The 22,365-nt window shown below is 67.6% G+C and carries 21 protein-coding genes; 4 read left to right on the forward strand and 17 right to left on the reverse strand.

The features are described from left to right. Nucleotides 1-33: 33 nt before the first annotated feature. From QZM35_RS15615 to QZM35_RS15630, 4 genes are all read right to left on the reverse strand, one after another. The gene (locus tag QZM35_RS15615) at nt 34-744 is read right to left on the reverse strand and encodes an SDR family oxidoreductase (RefSeq protein ID WP_301776307.1); all 711 of its coding nucleotides are present in this window, start codon (nt 742-744) and stop codon (nt 34-36) included. 178 nt (nt 745-922) lie between these two features. After that, nucleotides 923-1,327, reverse strand: coding sequence for an extradiol dioxygenase (locus tag QZM35_RS15620; RefSeq protein WP_301776308.1), 405 nt, complete (start codon nt 1,325-1,327; stop codon nt 923-925). 276 nt (nt 1,328-1,603) lie between these two features. After that, the gene (locus QZM35_RS15625; RefSeq protein WP_089433917.1) at nt 1,604-2,569 is read right to left on the reverse strand and encodes an SDR family oxidoreductase; all 966 of its coding nucleotides are present in this window, start codon (nt 2,567-2,569) and stop codon (nt 1,604-1,606) included. 354 nt (nt 2,570-2,923) lie between these two features. After that, nucleotides 2,924-3,337: a DoxX family protein gene (locus QZM35_RS15630; protein ID WP_089429970.1), complete on the reverse strand. Its 414-nt coding sequence runs from the start codon at nt 3,335-3,337 to the stop codon at nt 2,924-2,926. Between the two features lie 1,009 nt (nt 3,338-4,346). Here QZM35_RS15630 and fliD point away from each other — a divergent pair. Continuing rightward, nucleotides 4,347-5,849, forward strand: coding sequence for a flagellar filament capping protein FliD (gene fliD, locus QZM35_RS15635; protein WP_089429971.1), 1,503 nt, complete (start codon nt 4,347-4,349; stop codon nt 5,847-5,849). Nucleotides 5,850-6,011: 162 nt separating this feature from the next. Here the strand turns inward: fliD and QZM35_RS15640 are convergent, their stop codons facing one another. From QZM35_RS15640 to rbsK, 3 genes are read right to left on the reverse strand one after another with little or no spacing between them, the layout of a single operon-like run. After that, a complete protein-coding gene (locus tag QZM35_RS15640) occupies nt 6,012-6,956 on the reverse strand; it encodes a dihydrodipicolinate synthase family protein (RefSeq protein ID WP_089433919.1) in 945 nt (314 codons plus the stop codon). A gap of 44 nt (nt 6,957-7,000) precedes the next feature. Next, nucleotides 7,001-8,320 (reverse strand): MFS transporter, encoded by a 1,320-nt coding sequence (locus QZM35_RS15645; protein WP_089433920.1) that lies wholly within the window; start codon nt 8,318-8,320, stop codon nt 7,001-7,003. A 60-nt stretch (nt 8,321-8,380) separates the two neighbouring features. Then, nucleotides 8,381-9,307 carry a ribokinase gene (gene rbsK / locus QZM35_RS15650; RefSeq protein WP_301776309.1) on the reverse strand — a complete coding sequence of 309 codons (927 nt, stop codon included), beginning with the start codon at nt 9,305-9,307 and terminating at the stop codon, nt 8,381-8,383. A 241-nt stretch (nt 9,308-9,548) separates the two neighbouring features. Between rbsK and QZM35_RS15655 the strand changes: the two genes are divergently transcribed. Next, entirely contained in the window at nt 9,549-10,634 is a 1,086-nt protein-coding gene (locus QZM35_RS15655) for a LacI family DNA-binding transcriptional regulator (RefSeq protein ID WP_089476428.1), read from the forward strand. Nucleotides 10,635-10,671: 37 nt separating this feature from the next. On the opposite strand, the gene QZM35_RS15660 is transcribed toward QZM35_RS15655, so the two are convergent. The 7 genes from QZM35_RS15660 to QZM35_RS15690 form a co-directional block, all read right to left on the reverse strand. Then, a complete protein-coding gene (locus QZM35_RS15660; RefSeq protein ID WP_301776310.1) occupies nt 10,672-11,742 on the reverse strand; it encodes a lysozyme inhibitor LprI family protein in 1,071 nt (356 codons plus the stop codon). Nucleotides 11,743-11,872: 130 nt separating this feature from the next. Further along, nucleotides 11,873-12,910 (reverse strand): GTP-binding protein, encoded by a 1,038-nt coding sequence (locus QZM35_RS15665; protein ID WP_301776311.1) that lies wholly within the window; start codon nt 12,908-12,910, stop codon nt 11,873-11,875. Beyond that, complete coding sequence (locus tag QZM35_RS15670) at nt 12,907-14,574, reverse strand: amidohydrolase (protein WP_301776312.1); 1,668 nt, start codon at nt 14,572-14,574, stop codon at nt 12,907-12,909. The genes QZM35_RS15665 and QZM35_RS15670 overlap by 4 nt, the downstream gene beginning before the upstream one ends. 36 nt (nt 14,575-14,610) lie before the next feature. Then, entirely contained in the window at nt 14,611-16,005 is a 1,395-nt protein-coding gene (locus QZM35_RS15675) for a sodium:solute symporter (RefSeq protein WP_174975709.1), read from the reverse strand. An 84-nt stretch (nt 16,006-16,089) separates the two neighbouring features. Further along, the gene (locus QZM35_RS15680; protein ID WP_085040323.1) at nt 16,090-16,287 is read right to left on the reverse strand and encodes a DUF3311 domain-containing protein; all 198 of its coding nucleotides are present in this window, start codon (nt 16,285-16,287) and stop codon (nt 16,090-16,092) included. Between the two features lie 240 nt (nt 16,288-16,527). After that, the gene (locus QZM35_RS15685) at nt 16,528-17,649 is read right to left on the reverse strand and encodes a Fic family protein (RefSeq protein ID WP_301776313.1); all 1,122 of its coding nucleotides are present in this window, start codon (nt 17,647-17,649) and stop codon (nt 16,528-16,530) included. A 94-nt stretch (nt 17,650-17,743) separates the two neighbouring features. Further along, the gene (locus QZM35_RS15690; RefSeq protein ID WP_089429978.1) at nt 17,744-18,661 is read right to left on the reverse strand and encodes a LysR family transcriptional regulator; all 918 of its coding nucleotides are present in this window, start codon (nt 18,659-18,661) and stop codon (nt 17,744-17,746) included. 128 nt (nt 18,662-18,789) lie between these two features. Between QZM35_RS15690 and QZM35_RS15695 the strand changes: the two genes are divergently transcribed. Together QZM35_RS15695 and wrbA are read left to right on the forward strand one after the other, a co-directional pair. Continuing rightward, nucleotides 18,790-19,515, forward strand: a complete 726-nt coding sequence (locus QZM35_RS15695) for a pirin family protein (RefSeq protein ID WP_089429979.1) — start codon at nt 18,790-18,792, stop codon at nt 19,513-19,515. 61 nt (nt 19,516-19,576) lie between these two features. After that, a complete protein-coding gene (gene wrbA / locus QZM35_RS15700; RefSeq protein WP_039355294.1) occupies nt 19,577-20,179 on the forward strand; it encodes an NAD(P)H:quinone oxidoreductase in 603 nt (200 codons plus the stop codon). A 91-nt stretch (nt 20,180-20,270) separates the two neighbouring features. Here wrbA and QZM35_RS15705 read toward each other — a convergent pair whose 3' ends face one another. The 3 genes from QZM35_RS15705 to QZM35_RS15715 all read right to left on the reverse strand — a co-directional run bounded on the left by QZM35_RS15705 (nt 20,271) and on the right by QZM35_RS15715 (nt 22,227). Further along, nucleotides 20,271-20,576, reverse strand: coding sequence for a hypothetical protein (locus tag QZM35_RS15705; RefSeq protein WP_069249854.1), 306 nt, complete (start codon nt 20,574-20,576; stop codon nt 20,271-20,273). Between the two features lie 548 nt (nt 20,577-21,124). Beyond that, nucleotides 21,125-21,859 carry an LrgB family protein gene (locus tag QZM35_RS15710; RefSeq protein ID WP_089429981.1) on the reverse strand — a complete coding sequence of 245 codons (735 nt, stop codon included), beginning with the start codon at nt 21,857-21,859 and terminating at the stop codon, nt 21,125-21,127. After that, the gene (locus tag QZM35_RS15715; protein ID WP_301776314.1) at nt 21,856-22,227 is read right to left on the reverse strand and encodes a CidA/LrgA family protein; all 372 of its coding nucleotides are present in this window, start codon (nt 22,225-22,227) and stop codon (nt 21,856-21,858) included. The genes QZM35_RS15710 and QZM35_RS15715 overlap by 4 nt, the downstream gene beginning before the upstream one ends. Nucleotides 22,228-22,365: the final 138 nt, after the last annotated feature.

Raw genomic sequence — 22,365 nt, forward strand, 5'->3', positions numbered from 1 at the left:
GCATCGCGGTTCGACCTTCAACCAACCCGGCCGCTACGCGATCGCACCGCCACCGTCGACCAGCACCGTCGAGCCGGTCGCGTACGGGGTCGACGCGAGGTAGAGCACGGCGTTCGCAACGTCCTCGGGTTGACCGACACGGCCGGCCGGCAAGCGCGCCGCGGCGCCTTCGTACATCCTGTCCCGCGCCTGCGCATCGAGCTTCGACCAGAGCGGCGTCGCGATCAGGCCCGGAGATACCGTATTCACCCGCACGGGCGACAGCTCGAGCGCCAGACCCCGCGCCAGCGATTCGAGCGCCGCGTTGATCGCGCCTTGCAGGACCGAGGTCTTGCTCGGCCGCACGCTCAGGAAGCCCGACACGAACGTCATCGATCCGCCCTGCCGAATGCGTACGGCCCGCGCGACGCGATAGGCGCCCCAGAACTTGCTGTCCATCGCCGCGTAGGCATCGGCGAGCGCGAGACCACGCACCGGCCCCGTGGGTGTCTGAGCGGCCGACACGACAACGTGGTCGAATTCGCCCGCCGATTCGAAAAATGCACGTACGCTCGTGTCGTCGGTCGTGTCCATCACACCGGTTCGCACACCGTGACCGATCCTCGCTGCGCTCGCCGCCAGTTTGGCCGCGTCGCGCGACGCGATCGTCACGCTCGCCCCGGCCGCCGCAAAGGCCCGCGCGGCCGCTTCGCCGATCCCGGAGCTTCCGCCGACCACCAGCACGTCTTGTCCATCGAATTTCATCGTTCGCTTCCTCCGATCAAAAGCGTGCTCGCGAGCGTGAAGCCGTGCCCATCGCACGCATCAAATGTTCTGAATACCGCTTGCGGCCAAGGATGGTCGGCCGCCACGCCGAATCGCCGCTGTCGCCGGCGAAGCCGGCAAGCGTCATGGGTTTCGCGAGACGATTCGGCAGATCCGGTCATCCGTTCGGAATCCCAGGCTGCTCATCCGCTCCGAGCGTCGTCACAAATTCGACGGAAACCCCCGGGGCAATGGACACGAACAACTGAAGCTCATTGGACAACGGCACTTCACTCAGCGAGTAGTCGATCCGACTGCCGGAGAGTCGATCGATCAACGTCACCCATTCGCGGTGCGTGTCGACGCGAAGCGCAATGTGATCGATGCGCGGCGTGCTACGGCCTGCGTGCGCCGGTAGCGTTGCACACGTGACATGAATCATCGGGCGGCTATCGAGGTACAACCAGTAGCCATCCACCGTGAACGGCGGTCGAGGCCCGGTATCGAGACCGACGACCTCATCGAAAAAGCGGCGTGTACCGTCAATGTCATCGGTAACGATGGTGGCGTGGTCGAAATGCATGCTTCGTGTCCATGCTGGAAAGCCTGGTACGCATTCTGTCGCACGTCGGTCGGTCTTGATAATTGGCTTCGCCATTGAATGATCTTCAATGACGACAAGAAGATGGGGGCCGCTGGTTGCCTTGGGGGTCCCGGTTTCGTCGCACGCCAGCGGATTCAAGAGACACGATGTCACCGCGACGCCATGCGTGCACGTCTTCGGCAATGTCGCGAACGGCATTCATGGCGCGGCCGGCGCAATGGGCGCATGTGCACGGGCCGCGCGGGGCGCCCGATCCTACAGCCCCTGCGGCGCATCGCGCAGCACGGCGCGCAGCGCGGTATCGAACGGCGTCGCGTGATCGATCCCCGCGGCGCGCACGCTCGATGCGTCCAGATGGCAATCATAGGGGCGCGGCGTCGCGTCGGTCGGCTGGTCGATTCGCATGAGCGCGGCGTCGATGCCGAGCGCGGCCGCGATCCGCTGCGCGATGTCGTACTTCGTCATCGGCTCCTCGCCCGACCAGTGACGAAGGCCCGTGATCGACGCACCCGCGAGATGGCGCAGCGTCAGGTCGCGGATGACGTCCGCGACATCCGGCGTATACGTCGGGTACCGGATCGCCCATGCGTCCATGCCGACGGCTTCGGCGCCAGGCTGCGCAGACGCGACGATCGCCGGCACGAGGCTCGTGACGGCCGATTCGCTCCAGTCGACGATCGGGCCGAAGAGCAGCGGCAGGCGCAGCACACACGACAGCGGCGACGCGGCGAGCAGGGCCGCCTCGCCTTCGAGCTTCGTGCGGCCGTAGATGTTCAGCGGGTTCGGTGCGGCGTCCTCGCGGTACGGCGCCGCCTTGCCGTCAAAAACGTAGTCGGTGGAGATGCCGAGCGTCCATGCGCCGTGGCGCGCAGCGAGCGCGCCGATGCGGGCCGGGGCCGTGACGTTGATCGCCCGCGCGCCGGCAGGGTCGCGTTCGCAGACATCCGGGCGGCGTTCGGCCGCGCAGATGATCACGGCGGCCGGTTGGCAAGTGGCGAAGAGGTGTTCGAGGGCCGGCTCGTCGAGGACGTCGAGTTCGGCGAGGTTTTCCGGGGGCAGCGCCAGGCGTTTGGCGCCGGCGCCTTGCGGGTTCCGGATCGTTGCGACGAGGTTCAGCGACGATTCGCGGGCCAAAGATGCGGCAACCGCGCGGCCGAGGAGGCCGGCGGCACCGATGAGGAGGACGGTCGGGAGGTCAGTCGACGAGGTCGGATTTGGCATGGGCGGTCATTCGGGTGACTGGGAAGTGCTCGAGGTCGCGTTCGACACTCGGGCCAGGGTCGCGGGGAGCATAGCCGAGTATGACAGCCAGTACATCGTGATGGCAGATCGGCAACCCCGCGACGGGCGCGCGTCACGTGAGTCACGTGCGCCGCGGCCGGCGGCCGGCGCTCGGCACGGCGCCCCCAGCCATCGGGATGACGACCGTCCTGCCGACGACGTCGACACGCCGCGCGGCCGCCCGCGCGCGCGGGCAATCCGCGGCGGCGCCACCTCACGAACCTCGCCCAAAAGCAAAGCCCGGTGCGCTTGCACGCACCGGGCCGTCACCTCTGCGGAAAACCGCGTCCCGCGTTACTTCCGGTCGAGCGAATACCGCCCCGGCCCGGTCAGTGCGAGCAACAGCAGCCCGCCGATGATGCTCACGTTCTTGTAGAAGTTGATCATCGCCATGTATTGCTCCATCCCCTGCAGCGCCCAGTAGCGATGGCCGATCAGCGCGGTCGCGAGCGTATAGGCGGCGAACACCAGTGCGAGCGGACGCGTATAGAAGCCGATCGCGATCAGCAGACCACCGGCCAGCTCGACCGCCACCGCGATCGCGGCCGCCAGCTCGGGCGCCGGGTTCCCCGTCGACGCCATGTACGCGACCGTGCCCGAGAAGCCGCTCAGCTTCTGCCAGCCGAACAGCACGAACAGGATCATCAACAGCACGCGAGCCGCCAGCAACAGCTCGTCCTTCTTCGACTCCAGTGAAACGTAACGCATGACAATCACCCTTGAATTGACGGTTTGATGCGTCCGGTGCCGATACGCGCCAGGTCGGCGCGCCAGGTCGGCAACGAACCACTCCTCGCACACTCGGACAGCAAGCCGGCTGGCCCGCCGCCGAAGAATCCGCCTGGTCGCGCCGTTCCCGGCGCGCCCCGGATCGGTTCTGGCGAAGCACGGATGCAGTCTACTGTCTCCCCGTGAATCATCAATCCGTCAAAACAAGATTCGCTGTCACAATTTAGTGGACAATCGAGCGAAACAAGGCCGCACGCAGCAGCCATCAATTCGATCAAATGAATCTGCCGTTGTGTTTCAAGGACATGAAAACCGCCCACTCATATCCCGCCTCCGTATCCAGTCGATATTGAAACGCCAATTCGTGCTCACAGGCCAAATCGAAATATCGCAATCGCGATTCGACGATACGTTATGTGTACAAACCTGCCATCAGTGAATTAATTTACAAATTCGACTTTCTTTCCCATCGGCGAAGGCCCTCCGTTCGGGGCAAAGACGTCCGGCCTGGAAATGCGTTTTGGCAAACGAAAACGTTTCACGGGCAAGCGGGTTGATGTCGTCCGCGGCGGATGCCGTCCCGTGGGCAAGGGTTTCAGTCCGATAGCTGCCGGGAAGAACACCTTCCGTGCACTGTCGATCGATCCGGTGTTTAGCCGAGCAAGCGAAAAAAACGATCACGCATTCACGCTCCCGGCAAGTTCTCAATTCCAACAATAATCCGTTAATAAACACAATCAAAAATGATGCGTTTACGGCAAAAAATCGCAAACCTTTAACCCCCACTCCACCACGACATTTCCATCCACACTTTTCCCAACAATCATTACAAAAAATTACTAACCAATACGGATTTAAATATACGATAGCGCACGCCCTTACATTTCCCCGACACTCCCGTGACTCCCGGAACGCGTCGTTCCGGACACGGCCCGCAGGCCGTCGACAGCCGCTCGTCACGGGATCGCTTTTCAACCGGAGACCACCCATGGCAACGAACATGTCCGTGAACAACAGCGCGAACGCGAACAGCCTGTTGCAACAGGCGGCGCAATCAATCATCAACGGCTCGACCGGCAATGGGTCGATGGATGTCGGCTTGCTCGTCACGACGCTGGTGAACGCGAAGACGGCCGGCCGGGCCGCGGCGCTCGCGGCGTCGCAGCAGACCGGCACCACGCAGATTTCCGCATTCGGCGCGCTGTCGTCCGCGCTGGGCGCGCTCGAGACGGGCCTCACCACGCTGGCGAATGGCGCGCTGCAGTCGACGTTCACCGCGGTCGCGAGCGGCAAGGGCCTGACCGCGACGCCGAGTGCAGGCGCGGTTGCCGGCACCTACACGGTCGGCGTCACGCAGATCGCGACCGCGCAGGCGCTGGCTTCGTCCGGCTTCGACGGGAAGAAGGCGCTCGGCACCGGCACCCTGACGCTGTCGCTCGGCAACCAGTCGTTCAAAGTCGACGTCAACGGCACGAACAACACGCTGTCAGGCATCGCGGCCGCAATCAACTCCGCATCGAACAACCCGGGGGTCAGCGCGACGGTCATCAACGGCACCGACGGCGCGCACCTCGTGCTCGCGTCGTCGAAGACGGGCTCGGCGAGCACGATCAGCGTCGCGGTCGGCAACGTGGCCAACGACAACGGGCTGTCGAACCTCGGCGTCACGTCGACGGCCGACACGAAGGGCGGCCCGTCGAAGATCGACTCGGCGAACAGCGCGGCCGCGTGGCGGCAAAGCGCCGTCGCGCAGGACGCGAAGTTCACGGTCAGCGGCATCGCGTCGACCAGCGCGAGCAACACGGTGACGGGCGTGCTGAACGGCGTCACGCTGAACTTGTCGGCGGCTGCGGTCAGCGCAACCGATACGCAGACGCTGACGATCAGCCCCGACACGAAGTCGCAGGCGGCCACGATCACGAATTTCGTGAACCAGTACAACGCCGTCGTCAAGACGATGGGCGCGCTGTCGAGCTACACGCCGGGGGCGAGCGCGCAGGGCGCGCTGATCGGCGATTCGACGCTGCACACGATCCGCAACGCCCTCGCGTCGACCATCGCGCGCGGCGTTCCCAACAAGAACGGCGACGGGCACACGAACCTGGCAGCGATCGGCGTCTCGCTCGAGAAGGACGGCACGCTGAGGGCCGACAGCGCGAAGCTCGACAGTGCGCTGACCAACAACCCGTCGGGGGTCGCGCACCTGTTCAACCCGACGAACGGGGTAGGCAAGCAACTGACCGACCAGATCGCGACCTTCACGAAGCGGGGCGGGATGATCGACCTGCGCACGAACGCGCTGGGCGCCGACCTGAAGCGCGTCACGCAGCAACAGACGAATCTGGCCGACTACGCCGCGCAACTGACCAAGCAGTACCAGGCGCAGTTCACGGCACTCAACGCGCTGATGGCCAAGATGAACTCGAACACGCAGTACCTGACGCGGCTGTTCGGCGGGGCCAACAGCAGCGGCACGCTGGCGAACAAGTGACGCGCGTCCGGGTCGACCGACGATCGTGGCGGCGGCCGCCGGTCAATGGATCGACCGGCTCGCGCCGCCGCGCACGGTGTCCCGCGTGGAAGCCTCGCGAGCATGCGCCGGGTTCGGTTCCCCGTCTCGCACCGTCAACCCCGGACGGCAGCGCGCGCCCGATTACGCGGCGATCCTTCGCCGGAAATGCTCGGTGCCGGCCACGATCTTGTCGAGCACCGCATCGAGCGCCCAGAACCGCTCACGCACGTCGTAGTCGATCACGCGGCAACGGATCGACGCGAAGGTGCCGATTCGCTGGTGATAGAGCTTCGCGAGCGCCGGATACCCCAGCGCTTCCGACACCGCCGACACGACGAGGAACGTCGACAGTTCGTCGGCCAGCGCCGGATTCGACGCCCCTTGCGTGCGCAACCACCGGTACAGGTCCGGATGGAAATTGGTGAACACGCCGTTGAAGCCGGCGGACCCCGCCTTCATCGCGTCCCATGCAATCGCGGCGTTCGCGTTGAGGATCTTCAGCGGCGAGCCCTCGGCGAGCGCGACGCGCCGCTTCACCGTCTCCAGGTCGCAGCTCACATCCTTGAGCATCACGAACCGGCCCGTGTCGATGCACGCACGCAGTTCGTCATCCGACAGCAGCCGCCGGTAAGGCGCCGGGCACTCGTACAGCCCGAGCGGCAGATCCGACGGCAAGCGCGCGAGCAGCCGCTGCAGATGGTCGAGCAGCGCGGCGCTGCCCTTGCGCTGCGGATCGAGTCGGTTGGTCACGAGCACGACGCCCTGCGCGCCCGATTCGGCCGCCGCGCGCAGCTCCTCGGCCTGCGCGTCGAGATCGTCGCTGATGTGCCCGGACGCGACGACCGGCACGCGCCCGGCCACCCGCTCGACCACGAAGCGCGCGAGTTCCGCGCGTTCGGCCAGGCTCAGGAACTGCATCTCGCTCGACTGCGCGACCGCGAACAACGCATCGGCGCCGTGCGCCAGATACCATTCGATGAGCCGTTCGAGCCCGGCGTAGTCGATCGCGCCGGCGTCGTCGAACGGCGTCAGCATCACCGGGACGATGCCCTCGATGGTCACGTTCGATTGCTGCGGGTGTTGCATCTGTTTCTCCTTGCTTCAGTGAATGCGTCGCGCATGCCGCGTGCTCAGGCCGGCAACGGCCCGGGCGCGGCGTTCGCGGCCTGCTCGGGAATCGGCTTGCGCACCAGCAGCAGGTACGCCATCGCGCCCGCGAACGCGATCGCAGCGGCCGTCAGCAGCGCCGGCACGAACGACCACTTCTGCGCAATGATGCCCGTCAGGATCGGCGCGAGCGCGCCGCCGATGAAACCGCCGAAATTCTGGATCGCGCCGAGCGACGCAATGCGGCTCGGCGGCGCGGCTGCCGTCGCGAGCGCCCACGAGCAGGCCGACGCCGCGTTGGCGAGAAAGATCACGACCGAAATGCACGCGAGCGCCACCGTGTTGCTCTGCGCAAGCGCGGCGGGAATCGTGAACGCGACCATCCCGAGCATCGCGACCACCACCGCATTGCGCCGGCTCACGACCGGCGAACGGCTGCGGCGCGTGACCAGGTCCGACAGCCAGCCGGCCAGCAGCGAGCCGACGAACCCGCACAGGAATGGCACCGACGCGGCAAAGCCGGTGCGGATCAGGCTCATGTGCCGCTCCATCGTCAGGTAGCCCGGCAGCCAGGTGAGGTACACCCAGTTCAGGTACACGGAACCGAAATAGCCGATCAGCATCCCCCAGGTCGTGCCGTGCGAGAACAGGCCGCGCCATTCGGCGAACGTCAGTTTCGGCGCCGCGACCGTGCTTTGCGCGTCGGCGTCGAGGTAATTGCGCTCGGTGGCAGTCAGTTGCGCGCGCACCGGATCGCGATACAGCGCGAACCAGACGACGGCGACGACGAGACCGGCTGCGCCCGTCGCGATGAACGCCCAGCGCCAGTCCAATGACGCGACGAGGATCGACAGCAGCAACGGCGCGAGCGCGGTGCCGAGCGGCGACGCGGCGTTGAAAATGCCGGTCGGCGTGCCGCGTGCGCGCAGCGGAAACCAGTTGCTCACCACCCGCGCGGCCGACGGGAACTGCGGCGCCTCGCCGATGCCGAGCACGATGCGCGCGACGATGAACCAGCCAAAGGTCGACACGATGCCGCCCGCCGCTTGCGCGATCGACCACACGATCAGGCCGATCCCGAGCAGCCGGCGCGGCCCGATGCGGTCGACCAGCCCGCCGACCGGGAACTGGCACAGCGCGTAGCTCCACGAGAAGGCCGACAGCAGCAGCCCCATCTGCGCGAGCGACAGGCCGAGATCGGCGCGGATCGCCGAGCTTGCAACGGCCAGCGTGCCGCGATCGAGGTAGTTGACGATGCCGCTCACCATCAACAGCGCGAGCGCGATGCGTTGCCCGCGCCGGATACGCGGCGGGGCGGGCGGAACGGTCGGGGTTTCGTTCATTGCGGTTGTCTCCATGTCAGTGATATCGGCCGGTTCCGGCCTGTCCGTCTGATGCGGAATTCAAGGTTCCAGGCATGCCACTTCGTCGCGCGTCGGAATCGAGGTCTGCGCGCCGTGGCGCGTCACGCTGATCGCGGCGGCGCGCTGGCCGAAGCCGATCGCGTCGTCCATCGACGCACCGCCCGCGCGAGCGGCCGCGAACCCGCCGACGAACGTGTCGCCGGCCGCGGTCGTATCGACGGCGACCACCGACATCGCCCGCAGGCGGCCATTACCCGCACCGCCGCGCCAGCACACGCCGCGCGCGCCGAGCGTGACCAGCACGTTGCCCACGCCCTTCGCGCACAGCGCATCGGCGGCGCGCACGGCGGACGCATCGTCGCCGACGGCGATGCCGGTCAGCGATTCGGCCTCGGTTTCGTTGACGACGAGGTAGTCGACCCGTGCGAGCAGCGCGTCGAACAGCGGCTGCGCGGGCGCGGGATTGAGCAGCACCGGCGTGTGGTGCGCGCAGGCACAGGCGATGGCGCGCGCCACGGTGGCGACCGGCACTTCGAGCTGGCTCAGGAGCATCGCCGCCCCGGCGATCGCGTCGCGCGCCGCGTCGATCCGGTCGGCATCGAGGCGCGCATTCGCGCCGGGCACGACGACGATGCTGTTCGCGCCGCCCTCGTCGACCGTGATCGTGGCCACCCCGGTCGCGGTGCCGCCGATCCGGTCCAGGTGCGTCACGTCGATGCCCTCTGCCGACAGCGCGTCGTGCAGGCGCGCGCCGAACGCGTCGTCGCCAACGCAGCCGATCATCGCGACCGACGCGCCCAGGCGCGCAGCCGCGACCGCCTGGTTCGCGCCCTTGCCGCCATGGACGGTCTGGAAATCGGTGCCGAGCAGCGTCTCGCCCGGCACCGGCAGGCGCGGCGCGCGTGTGACGAGGTCGATGTTCACGCTGCCGACGACGGCGATGCGCGGGGAAGTGGTGTCTCTCATTTCTGAATGTAATCGCTTACATTAGCGACGGATAAAAAGGCCGGAATGGCCGTCGTCGATGAAAATTTCACGATATGGATAGAATATGGGTCTGACATAATACGGAAGCACGTCAAGATAGCGCTTACATTCTCACAGGGTCGACCGGGAATGCAAGCGGCGCCGCCACGAATCGAGGGTAAACATTGACGCATTTGACAACTTGTAGCGCTGCCATCGCCGCTACGCCTGGAGACAGCCGATGAGCTCGCCCCCGTCCCGCGCCGGCGCGCCCCGCGCGCGCCGCGGCAGCGGCCGCTCCGTGCTCGGCGATGTCGCGAAGCTGGCCGGCGTGTCGACCGCGACCGTTTCGCGCGTGTACAACGATCCCGGCAAGGTGTCGGCCGACGTGCAGCAGCGCGTGCGCGACGCGGCGCGCGCGCTGAACTGGATCCCGAATGCGGCGGGCCGTGCGCTCGCGTCCACGCGCACCCACATCACGGGCGCGATCATTCCGACGCTCGACGACCAGGTGTTCGCCTCGCAGGTCGCTGGCATGCAGACGGTCATGGCCGAGCACGGCATCACGCTGTTCCTCGGCTGCTCGAACTACGATCCCGCGCAGGCGCTGGACCAGGTGCGCGCGATGCTGTCGCGCGGCGTGGAAGCCGTGTCGCTCGTCGGCGAAGCGTATCCGCCTGAATTGTTCGAACTGCTTGCGATGCACCGCGTGCCGTACGTCGTCACCTATGCGTATCGCGACGACAGCCCGCACTGCTGCATCGGCTTCGACAACCGCGCGGCGTTCGCGCAGCTCACCACTCACCTGCTCGACCTCGGCCACCGCGATTTCGCGATCATCATGCAGCCGTCCGCCGACAACGACCGCGTGCAGGCCCGGCTGCGCGGCATTCACGACACGCTGGCCGCGCGCGGGCTCGCGGTGCGCCCCGTCCATCAGCACGAAGGCGCGGCCACGATCGCGTTCGGGCGGGCGAGCCTGCGCGCGATCGCCGACAGCGACGCGGCCACGCGGCCGACGGCCGTGATCTGCGGCAACGACGCGCTCGCGCTGGGCGCGTTGCTCGAGGCGCAGGCGCTCGGCATCGACGTGCCCGCGCAATTGTCGATCACCGGCTTCGACGACATCGCGCTCGCGCGCGAGATCCAGCCGCCGCTGACGACGATGTGGGTCGACACCCACGCGATCGGGCGCCAGGCCGCGCAGGCGTTGCTCGACGCACTCGAGAACGGTGCAACGGGGCCGGGTCATGCGGTGCTGCCGGAGTTGCGCACGCGGGAATCGGCTGCGGCGCCGGCGCAGGTTCGAGCAGGACGTAAAAAATGACGATGCGCCGGGCGGCTTCGACTGCCCGGCCCGCCTGTCACTGCATCACGTCGACCGGCAGCGTCTTGTCGAGATGGTCGTGCCACGCCTGGATGGTCTTCGGCACGTTTTTCTTCCACGCCGGCACGTTCGTGTAATAACGCATCCGGACGTTGTTCTTCGCGTCGAACACGAGCAGGCCGATCCACAGGTCATTCCCGCGGCGCATCACGATCGCCGCATTCGTCGTCGCGATGCCGCGCACCCAGTACGCATTCACGTGCGCGTTCAGCCCGTCGAGATCCTTCTCGTCGGCGCTGTAGTTGACGTTGTCGACGAGCGTCTGATAATCGGCGCCGAGCAGCTTGTGCGCGGTCGCGTTCTGCGTCGCGTCGTCGACGACCTTGAGGCTCAGCAGGTCGGCCGCCGGTTTGGCCTGGAACTGCGACGCCGTCACATACTGGCCGTCGTAGGAGACGCCCGAGCCCGCACCGCAGTCAAAATCCGCGCCGTGTTGCGTGACGCCGATGCGCCCGCCCTTCCGTTCGAAATCGAGCCGGCATTTGTCCTTGCGGTAGGTACCGCTGTCGCCGTGCAGCACGATGTCGCCATCGAGCCCGCCCGTATTCGCGCCGTTGTTGCCGCTCAGCTCGAAATGCAGGTGCGGCGCCGTGCCGGTGAACGTCAGCACGCCGCCGAACGACGGGTTGTCGCTCGTCATGTACCACGTCTGCTGCCAGCGGTCGGCGGCCAGCGGCTTGCCGTTCAGGCTCGCAAGCCGTTCGCGGTAGCGATCGCCGAGGCACTGCGCGTCGTCGCCGCACCGGTCGCGCTGCTTGAGCCACTTCAACTGCGCGGCTTTCAGCGCGGCCGTATCGCCGCCTTTTCCGAGCGCCTGCTTCCACGCCGTCGCCAGGTCGCCGTCGAGCTTCGACAGCGCGGCGTCCGCGCAGATTGCCTTCTCGGTGGGCGAAGCGGCTTTCGCGCAGTCGAAGCCTGCGGCATGCGCGGCGAGCGGCAGCAGTGTCAGCAACGCGGCGGCCGCGACGGATCGCCGGTGCGTGTGCCGCACGGCACGGGCGGAAATCGCGGTTTGCCCGCGCGCATTCTTTGGGTTCTGGAGGGTCATCGGCTTGATCGTCGCTGGATCGCGCACCTGTAGAAGCTACCTGCACGCGGCATTCGAGGTAAAAACGCCCGGCCCGGCATGCGGCGCATGCCGTTGCTCGCCGAAGCCTAACCCGAATGCGCGGCGCCGATCAATCGACGTTAGATGTCAGCGCAACCGTCGACGCAGCCACGCTGCATTGCACGATGCCGTCACGCAAGGTGGCTTCCACGGCGGCATCGATGAAGCCGATGAACACCATCACGCCGTCTCCTTCGCGCACGGCCAGCCCTTCGTCTTCCATCGACGAAAACCGGAGGCGCCGCGCGGCGACCTGGCACACGCGCGTGGCGACCGCGCCCTGCGCATCGGCCACGCGCACGATGCCCTTCGCGCGCAGGATCGTGCGCGGCAACGCCTTCAGCCATGCACGCAGCCGCGCCTTGTCGAGCACGTCCGGCGCGGCGACGGTAACGCTCGCGAACGCCGGCATCGCGTCATGTCCGATCGCCCGGTGCGAGCGCGCGAAACCCGCCGGCATCGCGCCACGATCGGGCACGGCCGCGTCGAACAGCAGCGCGAGCGGAATCTCGCCATGGCGCGCGGCGACGACGATGTCGGTCGGCGCCCACGCGCGCACGTCGCCGAGTACCGCGTCGCGCCGTTCCGGCGCAACGCGGTCGAGCTTGGTCACGACGATCGCGCCCGCGCCGTCGAGCTGGCGCTGCGCCATCGCGCCGACGAGCGGATCGGCGAGCGTGTCGCGCCACGCGAGCGCGTCGGCGACGACGAGCACCGACGTCAGCCGGAACGCACCGTTCAGCAGCCCGATCTGCGCGATCTTCGCGGGATCGGCCACGCCGCTCGCTTCGACGAGCAGCAGGTCGGGCCGCACGTCGCGCGTCGCGACGCGTGTCAGCGCATCGACGAGCGCGCCGCCGATCGTGCAGCAGATGCAGCCGTTGTCGAGTTCGATCACGTCGTCGCCGCGCGCCCGCACGAGCCGCGCATCGATGTTCACCGCGCCGAAATCGTTGACGAGCACCGCGATGCGCCGGCCATGCGGCGCCTGCAGGATCGCGTTGACGACCGTCGTCTTGCCCGCGCCGAGATAGCCGCCGATCACCGCGAGGTCGATCGGCGCGGGCGCAGCCCCGGCGTGCACGACGGCGTCACCTTGCGCACTCATCGCGGCGACCGGAACACGCGCCCGCCGAGCACGGTGCCCCACACGGCGAGCTCCTTCAAACGTGCGTGTGCGCAGACCGACGGATCATCGTCGAGCACCGCGAAATCCGCGAACTTGCCGATCTCGATGCTGCCGACGAGATGATCCATCCGCAACGTATAGGCCGCGCCGAGCGTGATCGCATGCAGCGCGTCGTCAACCGCAAGCCGCTCGCCTTCGCCGAGCACGCGCCCGGATGCCGTCTCGCGCTGCACCGCGCACCATGCGGTGAACAGCGGATTGAGCGGCGTGATCGGCGCATCCGAATGCAAGGCGAACGGAATGCCGAGCCGCTGCGCGGAGCCGGCCGCATCCATCCGGTTCGCGCGATCGGGGCCGATGGTCTGGCTGTAATGCGCGTCCCCCCAGTAGTACAGATGATTCGCGAAGAAATTCACGCACATCCCGAGCGCGCGAACGCGCTTCAATTGCGCGGCGTCCGCCATCTGGCAATGCTGCAGCGTATGGCGATGATCGGGGCGCGGATGGCGCGCGAGCAGCGTCGCCATCGCGTCGAGCACGACGTCGGTCGCTTCGTCGCCGTTGGTATGCACGTGCAGTTGCAGCCCCGCGCGATGAAACGGCTCGAACACGTCGACGAGCTGGGCGGGCGGAATCAGCCACAGCCCGTTCGGCTGCCCGCCCGCGTAGCCGGGCCAGCGCACGCGCGCGGTGAAGCCCTGGATCGAGCCGTCGACGATGAACTTCACCGGCCCGAAATGCAGCTTGTCGGTATTGCGCTCGATCTCCGCGAGCACACTGTCGGCCGAGCGCGCCGGATTGCGCTGCGGCGCGAACGCCGGCACGATCCGCACCGGATAATCCGGATCGGCGGTGACGTCGCGCAGCGTGCGGTTGCCGTCGGCCGACAGGTCATTGACGAGATCGGTGGCCGTCGTCACGCCCGCGAGCTGCGCGACGCGCCCGAAATTCCAGACGGCGTGCGGCTTCTCGCTCGCGGAAATCGCGAGCTTGCCGCCGATCGTCTGATACACCGGCAGCATCGCCGCGAACTCCTGCAGCTCGCCGGTCGGGCGGCCGTCGGCATCGCGCGTCACGCCGTCGATGTCGGTGTCCTCGTCGATGCCCGCGCGCGCGAGCATCGCGCCGTTCACGTTCATCAGGTGCACGCTCGCATGCAGGATCGCGATCGGCCGCTGCGCCGATACGCGGTCGAGTTCGTGCGCGGTCAGCCGCGCGGTGCCGAAGAAGATCGGATCGAAGCCCCACGCGAGCAGCGGCCCGTCGTCGGTCATCGCGCGCTCGGCTTCCGCGAGCCGTTCGAGCACCGCGTCGAGCGAGCGCAGCCCCGGCCACAGCGTGCCGTCGGGGCCGCGCCGGTCGTAGTAGCCGACGTACACGGCGTCCCACATCGCGCCTTCCATCAGGTGGCAATGCCCTTCGACGAGCCCCGGCATCAGCACCTTGTCGCGCAGCGTGTCGTCGGTCGTGCATGCACCGAACCGCGCGTGCCACGTGGCCGCGTCGGCGGCATCGCCGACCGCGAGGATGCGGCCGTCGCGCACGGCGACGTGCGTGGCCGACGGCTGCGCCGGGTTCATCGTCAGGATGCGGCGCGCCGTGAACACCGTCACGGGTGCGGCCGGGGTTGCGGATGCTGGCATGGGATGAGGCTCTCCTTGCGGCGGGACGCCGACGCGTCAGGATACGGCGTATTGCTTCACGGGACGGCCATGCAGCATCGCATGCACGGCCGCGACGACGAGCACGTTGACGACGAGGCACACGAGGCCGAGGTTGATGCCGCCGAAGTCGACATGGAGCACGTAGAAGATCATCGCGAGCACCTGGCCGCAGATCATCCCGGCCCCGACCGCGACAGGCCGCACCCGGCGCCCCGCGAGCAGGATCAGCACGCCCGGCAGGAACTGCGTGACGCCGTAGTACGTGGTGTTGATCAGCGTGAGCATCAGGTTCGGCGTGAGCATCGTGGTCGCGATCGACAGCAGCAGGTAGCCGACGATCACGTATTTCGCCGCGCGCTTCTGGCGCGACTCGGGCAGGTTCGGCATCAGGTTGCGCGTGACGATCGGCCCGATCGCGAGGCAGATGCCGGCCAGCACGAGGAGCCCCGACAACGCGGCGCCGGCCGCGACGAGGCCGATCAGCCAGCCGGGCAGCAGGTGCGTGACGGCGGCGAAGAATGCGTCGTTCGGCGACACGAGTGTGAGGTTCGCGGTGATCGCGTAGTACGACGCGATCACGAGGAACGGATACATCAGCATGTACAGCGGCATCACGACCTGCGTGCGCCGGATCGCGTCCGGCCCGCGCGCGGTGAAGAAATTCTGCGCGGCGAACGGCATCAGGTAGAAGCCGAGCGACTGGAACAGCATCGTGCTCATCGAGAAGCGCAGCTGCGATCCGCTCATCGTGTTGCTGACCTGCCGGCTCGCGGCGTCGAACACCGGATGCACGCCGCCCACCTGCCACGCGACGGCCACGCCCGTCACGACGATCGCGAGCAGCATCAGGATGTCCTTCAGGATCGCGATGTACGCCGACGCGCGCACGCCGGAGATCGCGATATAGGTGAACGCGAGCGCCGCGCACACGAGGATCAGGTACAGCGGCTCGACGTGCCAGCCGAGCCCCTTGAGCGCCGCGACGAGCCCGGTGAACTGCAGCTGCCCCCACGGGATCAGGAACAGGATCGATGCGCACGCAACGACCAGCTCGAGCCCGCGGCTGCGGTAATGGCCCTTGAACAGGTCGGGCAGCGTGATCGCATTGTGGCGCTTGCCGGCCTCCCAGATCTTCGGGCCGACGAAATAGCCGATCGGGTAGGCGAGCAGGATGTAGCCGAGGAACCACACGCCGTAGGTCGGCCCTTTCGCGTAGATGCCGCCGGGGAAGCCGACCATCGTGCCGATGCTGTAGATCTCGCCGGCGGTCAGGAAGAACACGAGCGCCGTGCCGAACTGGCGCGACGCGACGAAGAAGTCATGCACGCTCTGCTTGCCGCGGCCGCGGCCGGATCGAATGGCGAGATAGAGCGACAGCGCGATCAGCGCGGCGAAGACGACCGTGGACATGCGCACCTCTGCGAAGGAAAGGAATGCGTAGGGTTCGCCGGAAAGCGCGGGCGGCCGGCGGTCCGCGAGAAGCGGATGCGTGCGCTAGGCGGCGCCGCTCGCGCGGCGGTCGAACAGCATCCAGCACGCGAACAGGCAGCCGGACGTCAGCACGAACCACGCGAAGATCCACATGAAGATGAACGGCACGCCCAGCACGTAGCGGTCCTGCGCGGCCGCCCACGGCAGCACGCCGATCACGCCGAGATACGGAATACCGATGCCGATCAGGTACCTGAGCATGCGTGTCTCCTTGAAAGCGGGTTCGTACGGAAGGGTCGTACGCGGGGGCGGCGGATATCGCCTGTACGACATCCGGGCTCGAATCCAGTATTCGAAGACAAAAAGGCGCGGGATAGTGCCAGACGCGGGCAATCGCTTGGGCCAGTGGCCCATTGCCCGGTCAACGCGGCAACGATCGAAGCGGCAACCCGACTCCGCTCGGTCGCGGCCAGCGCCCACCGGTCATGACCCGGTCCGGCGTCAGCCGCTAAACGGCATCAGCTCGTAACTCGTGCTCCGGCCGCCGGACGACGAGCGGCGCAGCACGCCGTGCTCGACGAGCTCGGTAATGTCGCGCAGCGCGGTGTCTTGCGAGCATTTCGCCAGCGCCGCCCACTTGGTGGTGGTCAGCTTCCCCTCGAAGCCGTCGAGCAGGCGATTCATCACCTTCACCTGGCGTTCGTTCATCGCGAAGCCCGCGCAGCGCTGCCAGAAGCGCGCCTTGACCAGCACCGCGTCGAGCGTCGTGTGCGCGTGGTCGATGGCCCTGCCGAGCGCGGTCAGGAACCACGCGAGCCATTCCGTGACGTCGAGCGAGCCGCGCTGCGTCCGCTCCAGCACGTCGTAATACGCGTTGCGCTCGCGCTGGATTTGCGCCGACAGGCTGTAGAAGCGCTGCGGACTGCGGTCGGCGCGCGCGAGGACCAGATCCCCGAGCGCGCGTGCAATCCGGCCGTTGCCGTCATCGAACGGATGGAGCGTGACGAACCACAGGTGAGCGAGGCCGGCCCGGATCAGCAACGGCTCGACCGGCTCCGCATTGAGCCACGCGAGAAAGCGGGCGATCTCGCCGGCGAGGCGCGCGGCGGGCGGCGCCTCGAAATGCACGCGCTGCCGCCCGATCGGGCCGGACACGACCTGCATTGGCCCGGTGGCGTCGGTGCGCCAGCCGCCGACCGTGATCCGCGACATCCCCGAATAGCCGGTCGGAAACAGCGCCGCATGCCACCCGAACAGACGGGCGTCCGTGACCGGTGCCGTCGCGTGGGCGGTCGCGTCCAGCACCATGTCGACCACGCCCTCGACGTGACGATCGACCGGCGCCAGCGCGCCGATATCGACGCCGAGCCGGCGCGCGATCGACGACCGGACCGACGCCACGGTCAGGCTTTCGCCCTCGATCGCGCTGGTCTTGACGACGTCCTCCGTCAACGCGGCGAGGCTGGCCTCGTCGCGCAGCGCCAGGCCGACATCCGCCAGCCGCCCGGCCAGCATGCCTTGCGCCCGGCTGACGTCGGCGAGTGGCGTCGCCAGTGCAGGGAGGTCGAAGCGCCACGCGGGCCAGTCGGCCGACTCCCAGATGTCGGTGTAATCTCCGCTCATGATGCGGAGATTATCCCACCGATTCACCGCATGACTCAATATTCTCCGCAAATCATGCGGAGAATAGCACCCCCATTCCCCGCAAACCGGCCCGCTACCGCGCCCGGCCCGCCCCGCCCTTCGCGGCCGGCGCCGCGTCGCCGAGCCGTTCCGCGAGAAACCCAATGAACGTGCGCAGCGTGACGAACCCTTCCCGATGCTGCGGAAACACCGCATTGAGCGTGATCGGCGACGGCGCGTACGCGTCGAGCACCGGCACCAGCGCGCCGCTGTCGAGCGCCCCGCCGACGATGAAATCCGGCAGCAGCGCGATGCCGAGCCCTGCGATCGCCGCGTCGCGCACCACCTCGCCGTTGTTCGCGACCAGCGGCCCCTGTACGTCGAACGTGCGCGCCGCGCCGTCGACGCGGAATTCCCAGCCGATGCGCCGCTCGCGCCCGTACAGCACGCACGTATGGCCGGCGAGATCGGCCGGCGTCTGCGGCGTGCCCTGCCGCTTCAGATAGGCGGGGCTCGCGCACGCAATCATCCGCCACGCGCCGAGCGGGCGCGCGATCAGCGTCGAATCCTCGAGCGAGCCGATCCGCAGCACGAGATCGAAGCCCTCGCCGATCAGGTCGACGCGCCGGTCGGTCAGGTCGAGGTTCAGCCGCACGGCCGGGTGCGCGGACAGGAATTCGGCGATCAGCGGCGACACGTGCGTGATCCCGAACGACAGCGGCGCGCTGATTTTCAGCGACCCGTGCAGCTCGGTGCTGCGCACCGACATCGCCTGCTCGGCGTCGGCGATCTCCGCGAGGATCCGCTGCGCCCGCGCATAGAACTCCTGACCCGATTCGGTCACCGCGAGGTTGCGCGTGTTCCGGTGCAGCAGCCGCACGCCGAGCGACGCCTCCAGCGCCATCGTGCGCCGGCTGACGAACTGCTTGGACAGCATCAGCTGGTCGGCCGCCGCCGTGAAGCTGCCCGCATCGACCGTCGCGACGAAGATCCTGAGATCGTTCAGTTCCATATTGTCCACTCCATAGCGACAGTCATTATCTCTACAGCCATTTATTTGTCAAATCGATTGACCTAAGATTCATCTCAACGAACGGCCGGGCCCACTTCCGAGGTCCGGCGTCTTGAGGAACAAAAATCATGATCGAAATCCGTGCAGCAAACCAACGTGGCCGTGCGGAGCATGGCTGGCTCAGCTCCCGTCATACGTTTTCGTTCGCGAACTACTACGATCCGAAGCAAGTCGGCTTCTCCGACCTGCTGGTGATCAACGACGACCGCGTCGCCCCGGGCCGCGGCTTCGGCACGCACCCGCACCGCGACATGGAAATCCTGTCGTACGTGCTCGACGGCGCGCTGGAACACAAGGACTCGATGGGCACCGGTTCGGTGATCGTGCCGGGCGACGTGCAGCTGATGAGCGCCGGCACCGGCGTGCGCCACAGCGAGTTCAACCACTCGCCGGAACTGCCGGTCCACTTCCTGCAGATCTGGGTCGGGCCGGCCGAAAAGGGTGCCGAGCCGCGTTATCAGCAGACGAACGTCACGGCCGACGACAAGCGCGGCAAGCTCGCCCTCGTCGTCTCGCCGAACGGCGACGCCGGTTCGCTGAAGATCCGGCAGGACACGCGGATCTACGCGGGCTTGTTCGACGGCGATGAACGCGCGACGCTGGAACTGGCGCCGAACCGCTTTGCCTACGTGCACGTGGCACGCGGCAGCGTGACGGTCAACGGCGTGACGCTCGGCGAAGGCGACGGCGTGCGCATCCGCGACGAACAGGCGCTGACGGTCGCCGACGGGAAGGATGCCGAAGTGCTGGTGTTCGACCTGCGTCCGGTCGAAGTAACGGCCGAATGGGCATGACGCCCGTTCGGGAAACCGGGCCCCGCTGAACGCGGGGCCCTTTTAATCGGAGATTCGCAACATGGCCAAGGTACTCGTTCTTTACTACTCGTCCTACGGGCACGTCGAAACGATGGCGCAGCACATCGCGGAAGGCGCGAAATCGGTGGCCGGCGTCGAGGTCACGCTCAAGCGCGTGCCGGAAACGATTCCCGTCGACCAGGCCCGCGCGATCGGCGTGAAGGTCGACCAGGCCGCACCGGTCGCCACGGTGGACGAACTCGCCGACTACGATGCGATCATCTTCGGCACGCCGACCCGCTTCGGCAACATGGCCGGCCAGATGCGCACGTTCCTCGACCAGACCGGCGGCCTGTGGATGAAGGGCGCGCTCGTCGGCAAGATCGGCAGCGTGTTCGCGTCGACCGGCACGCAGCACGGCGGCCAGGAAACGACGATCACGTCGTTCCACACCACGCTGCTGCACCACGGGATGGTGATCGTCGGTGTGCCGTACGCCTGCAGCGGCCTCGTCAACATGAACGAAATCACCGGCGGCACGCCGTACGGCGCGACCACGCTCGCGGGCGCGGACGGCAGCCGCCAGCCGAGCGCGAACGAGCTCGATATCGCGCGCTACCAGGGCAAGCACGTCGCGGAAATCGCGAGCAAGCTCGCGTCCTAACGCGACGGCCCGGCGGTTCGGGCCGCCCCGCACATGCGCGAACGGCGCCGGTCGATCCGGCGCCGTTCGCGCTGTGCCGAGGTTCCGGCCGTTACTGGCCCGATGCCGGGGCGGCCGGCGCCGCCTTCGTCGCGGGCGCCTTCTGCGCGGCGTTCTGCGGATAGTTGCTCTGGTCGTTGGTCAACCGGTAGCCGCTGCCCGTGCCGATCGCCTTCAGGTCCGACGCATGCCGCGCCCGGGCGGCCTTGCGGGCCGCCTTCTTCTGCGCCTTGTCGAGCTGCTTCTGCGTCGGCGCGGACGCCGGATCCTGCGCGTATGCCGCCGGCGCGGCGGTCAACAGCAGACCGAACGACGCCGTTACTGCTACTGCCACCGATACCACGCGAGACTGCTTCATGGCCGGATCTCCTTGTCGATTGTTGATAGTGGGTCGAACACCGGCGCGCACGCGACCGCTTGCGACATCGGCGCCGTTGCAACGTTAGCCGATCAGTATTCCGTTGTCCGTGTGCGTTCCTGAATTCTCCTGATAACGGCCACGATACATGCACACCGCGAGTGCCGCCGTTTCGGCGCCGCGCCGACGCCATCAGGGAAACCGATAACCCGGCCTCGCCCTAGGGCCTGTTCACGCTAATAACGGGCTTGCGCTGGCCACCAGAAGGGCCGAGCGCAAGGATTGCGACGAAGCGAATACTCGACGTATTCGTGAGGAGCATGACGCGGCGATCGGCCCTTCTGGTGGCCAGCCCCACGAATGAATTTTCCGGAAACAGGGGAACGTGCCTTGCCGGCCGCACTGCGGCGTCGATCGTCGCTTGTCCCCCAAGGGGACTTCCTTCGGGGCGTTTGGCGCGGCCAAACGGCGCTCCTCACTCCTTGCATTGCGACCGGCAAGGCACGTTCGCAAGCCCGTTATTAGCGTGAACAGGCCCTAGCCGGCGCTCAGATCCAGCGCGACAGCACCGGCAGCAGGATCGGCACGACGAAGGCCGTCAGCACGCCGTTCAGCCCCATCCCGAGCCCGGCGAACGCGCCGGCTTCCTCGCTGACCTGGAACGCGCGCGCGGTGCCGATCCCGTGCGACGCGACGCCGAGCGCGAAGCCGCGCACGGCCGGTTCGTCGACCCGCAGCGCATTGAGGATCCCGCGTGCGCACACCGCGCCGAAAATCCCGGTCGAGATCACGAGCACGGCAGTGAGCGACGGAATCCCGCCGATTTCGGCCGCGACGGCCATCGCGATCGGCGTCGTCGCCGATTTCGGTGCAAGCGACGCGATCGTCTGGTGCGACGCGCCGAACAGCGCCGCGATGCCCACCGCCGACACGATCGCGGTCAGCGAACCCGCGAGCAGGCCGACCAGCAGCGGCACCGCGGCGCGGCGCAGCTTCGACCACTGGCGGTACAGCGGCAGCGCGAGCGCGACGGTCGCGGGGCCGAGCAGGAAGTGGACGAACTGCGCGCCTTCGAAATACGTCGGATACGGCGTGCGGGTGATCGTCAGCAGCACGACGATCAGCGCGACCGCGATCAGCACCGGGTTCGCGAGCGGGTTGAAGCGCGCCCGCGCATAGACGGCCTGCGCGAACAGATAGGCGATCAGCGTGATGGTCAGGCCCAGCAGCGGGGTCGCGGCGAGATAGACCCAGATCGCGCCGAGTGTCGGAAAGGCCGTCATCGCGTGCCCTCCGCCGCGCCGCCCGCGCGCCGCTGGCGCCGCAGCAGCGCGCGCGTGACGAGCGCGGTCACGGCGATCGCGAGCGTGGTGCTCACCGCCAGCGCGACGACGACCGCGACCGCATCCCCGCGCACGCGGTCGGCCGACACCATGATGCCGACGCCAGCCGGCACGAACAGCAGCGACAGGTGGCGCAGCAGCTCGAGCGCGGTCGGCTCGATCGCGTCGGCCACCTGCGGGCGCAGCATCACGAAGCCGAACAGCAGCAGCATGCCGATCACCGGGCCCGGCACCGGCAAGCCGAACAGGTAGGACACGCCTTCCCCGAGACAATGGAAGGTCAGCAAGACCGCGAACGCCTGCAGCATGAACCGCTTCTCCCGAACGGGGCCGCGCTGCCGGGCGGCCGCGCGACCGATGGCCGGCGGCTTGCGGCGCCGGCGTGAACGATACGCGCGATCGTACCAACTTCACGCGCGATCGAACATCGCCGCGTGCGGCTGCGG

The organism is Burkholderia sp. AU45274 (genome assembly GCF_030482505.1).
In the GTDB taxonomy this organism is placed as follows: Bacteria; Pseudomonadota; Gammaproteobacteria; order Burkholderiales; family Burkholderiaceae; genus Burkholderia.

What these genes read in the sequence shown, in the direction of transcription:
- QZM35_RS15615 (WP_301776307.1), bottom strand. Translation starts at nt 744, where the DNA reads ATGAAATTCGATGGACAAGACGTGCTGGTGGTCGGCGGAAGCTCCGGG.
- QZM35_RS15620 (WP_301776308.1), bottom strand. Translation starts at nt 1,327, where the DNA reads ATGCATTTCGACCACGCCACCATCGTTACCGATGACATTGACGGTACA.
- QZM35_RS15625 (WP_089433917.1), bottom strand. Translation starts at nt 2,569, where the DNA reads ATGCCAAATCCGACCTCGTCGACTGACCTCCCGACCGTCCTCCTCATC.
- QZM35_RS15630 (WP_089429970.1), bottom strand. Translation starts at nt 3,337, where the DNA reads ATGCGTTACGTTTCACTGGAGTCGAAGAAGGACGAGCTGTTGCTGGCG.
- fliD (WP_089429971.1), top strand. Translation starts at nt 4,347, where the DNA reads ATGGCAACGAACATGTCCGTGAACAACAGCGCGAACGCGAACAGCCTG.
- QZM35_RS15640 (WP_089433919.1), bottom strand. Translation starts at nt 6,956, where the DNA reads ATGCAACACCCGCAGCAATCGAACGTGACCATCGAGGGCATCGTCCCG.
- QZM35_RS15645 (WP_089433920.1), bottom strand. Translation starts at nt 8,320, where the DNA reads ATGAACGAAACCCCGACCGTTCCGCCCGCCCCGCCGCGTATCCGGCGC.
- rbsK (WP_301776309.1), bottom strand. Translation starts at nt 9,307, where the DNA reads ATGAGAGACACCACTTCCCCGCGCATCGCCGTCGTCGGCAGCGTGAAC.
- QZM35_RS15655 (WP_089476428.1), top strand. Translation starts at nt 9,549, where the DNA reads ATGAGCTCGCCCCCGTCCCGCGCCGGCGCGCCCCGCGCGCGCCGCGGC.
- QZM35_RS15660 (WP_301776310.1), bottom strand. Translation starts at nt 11,742, where the DNA reads ATGACCCTCCAGAACCCAAAGAATGCGCGCGGGCAAACCGCGATTTCC.
- QZM35_RS15665 (WP_301776311.1), bottom strand. Translation starts at nt 12,910, where the DNA reads ATGAGTGCGCAAGGTGACGCCGTCGTGCACGCCGGGGCTGCGCCCGCG.
- QZM35_RS15670 (WP_301776312.1), bottom strand. Translation starts at nt 14,574, where the DNA reads ATGCCAGCATCCGCAACCCCGGCCGCACCCGTGACGGTGTTCACGGCG.
- QZM35_RS15675 (WP_174975709.1), bottom strand. Translation starts at nt 16,005, where the DNA reads ATGTCCACGGTCGTCTTCGCCGCGCTGATCGCGCTGTCGCTCTATCTC.
- QZM35_RS15680 (WP_085040323.1), bottom strand. Translation starts at nt 16,287, where the DNA reads ATGCTCAGGTACCTGATCGGCATCGGTATTCCGTATCTCGGCGTGATC.
- QZM35_RS15685 (WP_301776313.1), bottom strand. Translation starts at nt 17,649, where the DNA reads ATGAGCGGAGATTACACCGACATCTGGGAGTCGGCCGACTGGCCCGCG.
- QZM35_RS15690 (WP_089429978.1), bottom strand. Translation starts at nt 18,661, where the DNA reads ATGGAACTGAACGATCTCAGGATCTTCGTCGCGACGGTCGATGCGGGC.
- QZM35_RS15695 (WP_089429979.1), top strand. Translation starts at nt 18,790, where the DNA reads ATGATCGAAATCCGTGCAGCAAACCAACGTGGCCGTGCGGAGCATGGC.
- wrbA (WP_039355294.1), top strand. Translation starts at nt 19,577, where the DNA reads ATGGCCAAGGTACTCGTTCTTTACTACTCGTCCTACGGGCACGTCGAA.
- QZM35_RS15705 (WP_069249854.1), bottom strand. Translation starts at nt 20,576, where the DNA reads ATGAAGCAGTCTCGCGTGGTATCGGTGGCAGTAGCAGTAACGGCGTCG.
- QZM35_RS15710 (WP_089429981.1), bottom strand. Translation starts at nt 21,859, where the DNA reads ATGACGGCCTTTCCGACACTCGGCGCGATCTGGGTCTATCTCGCCGCG.
- QZM35_RS15715 (WP_301776314.1), bottom strand. Translation starts at nt 22,227, where the DNA reads ATGCTGCAGGCGTTCGCGGTCTTGCTGACCTTCCATTGTCTCGGGGAA.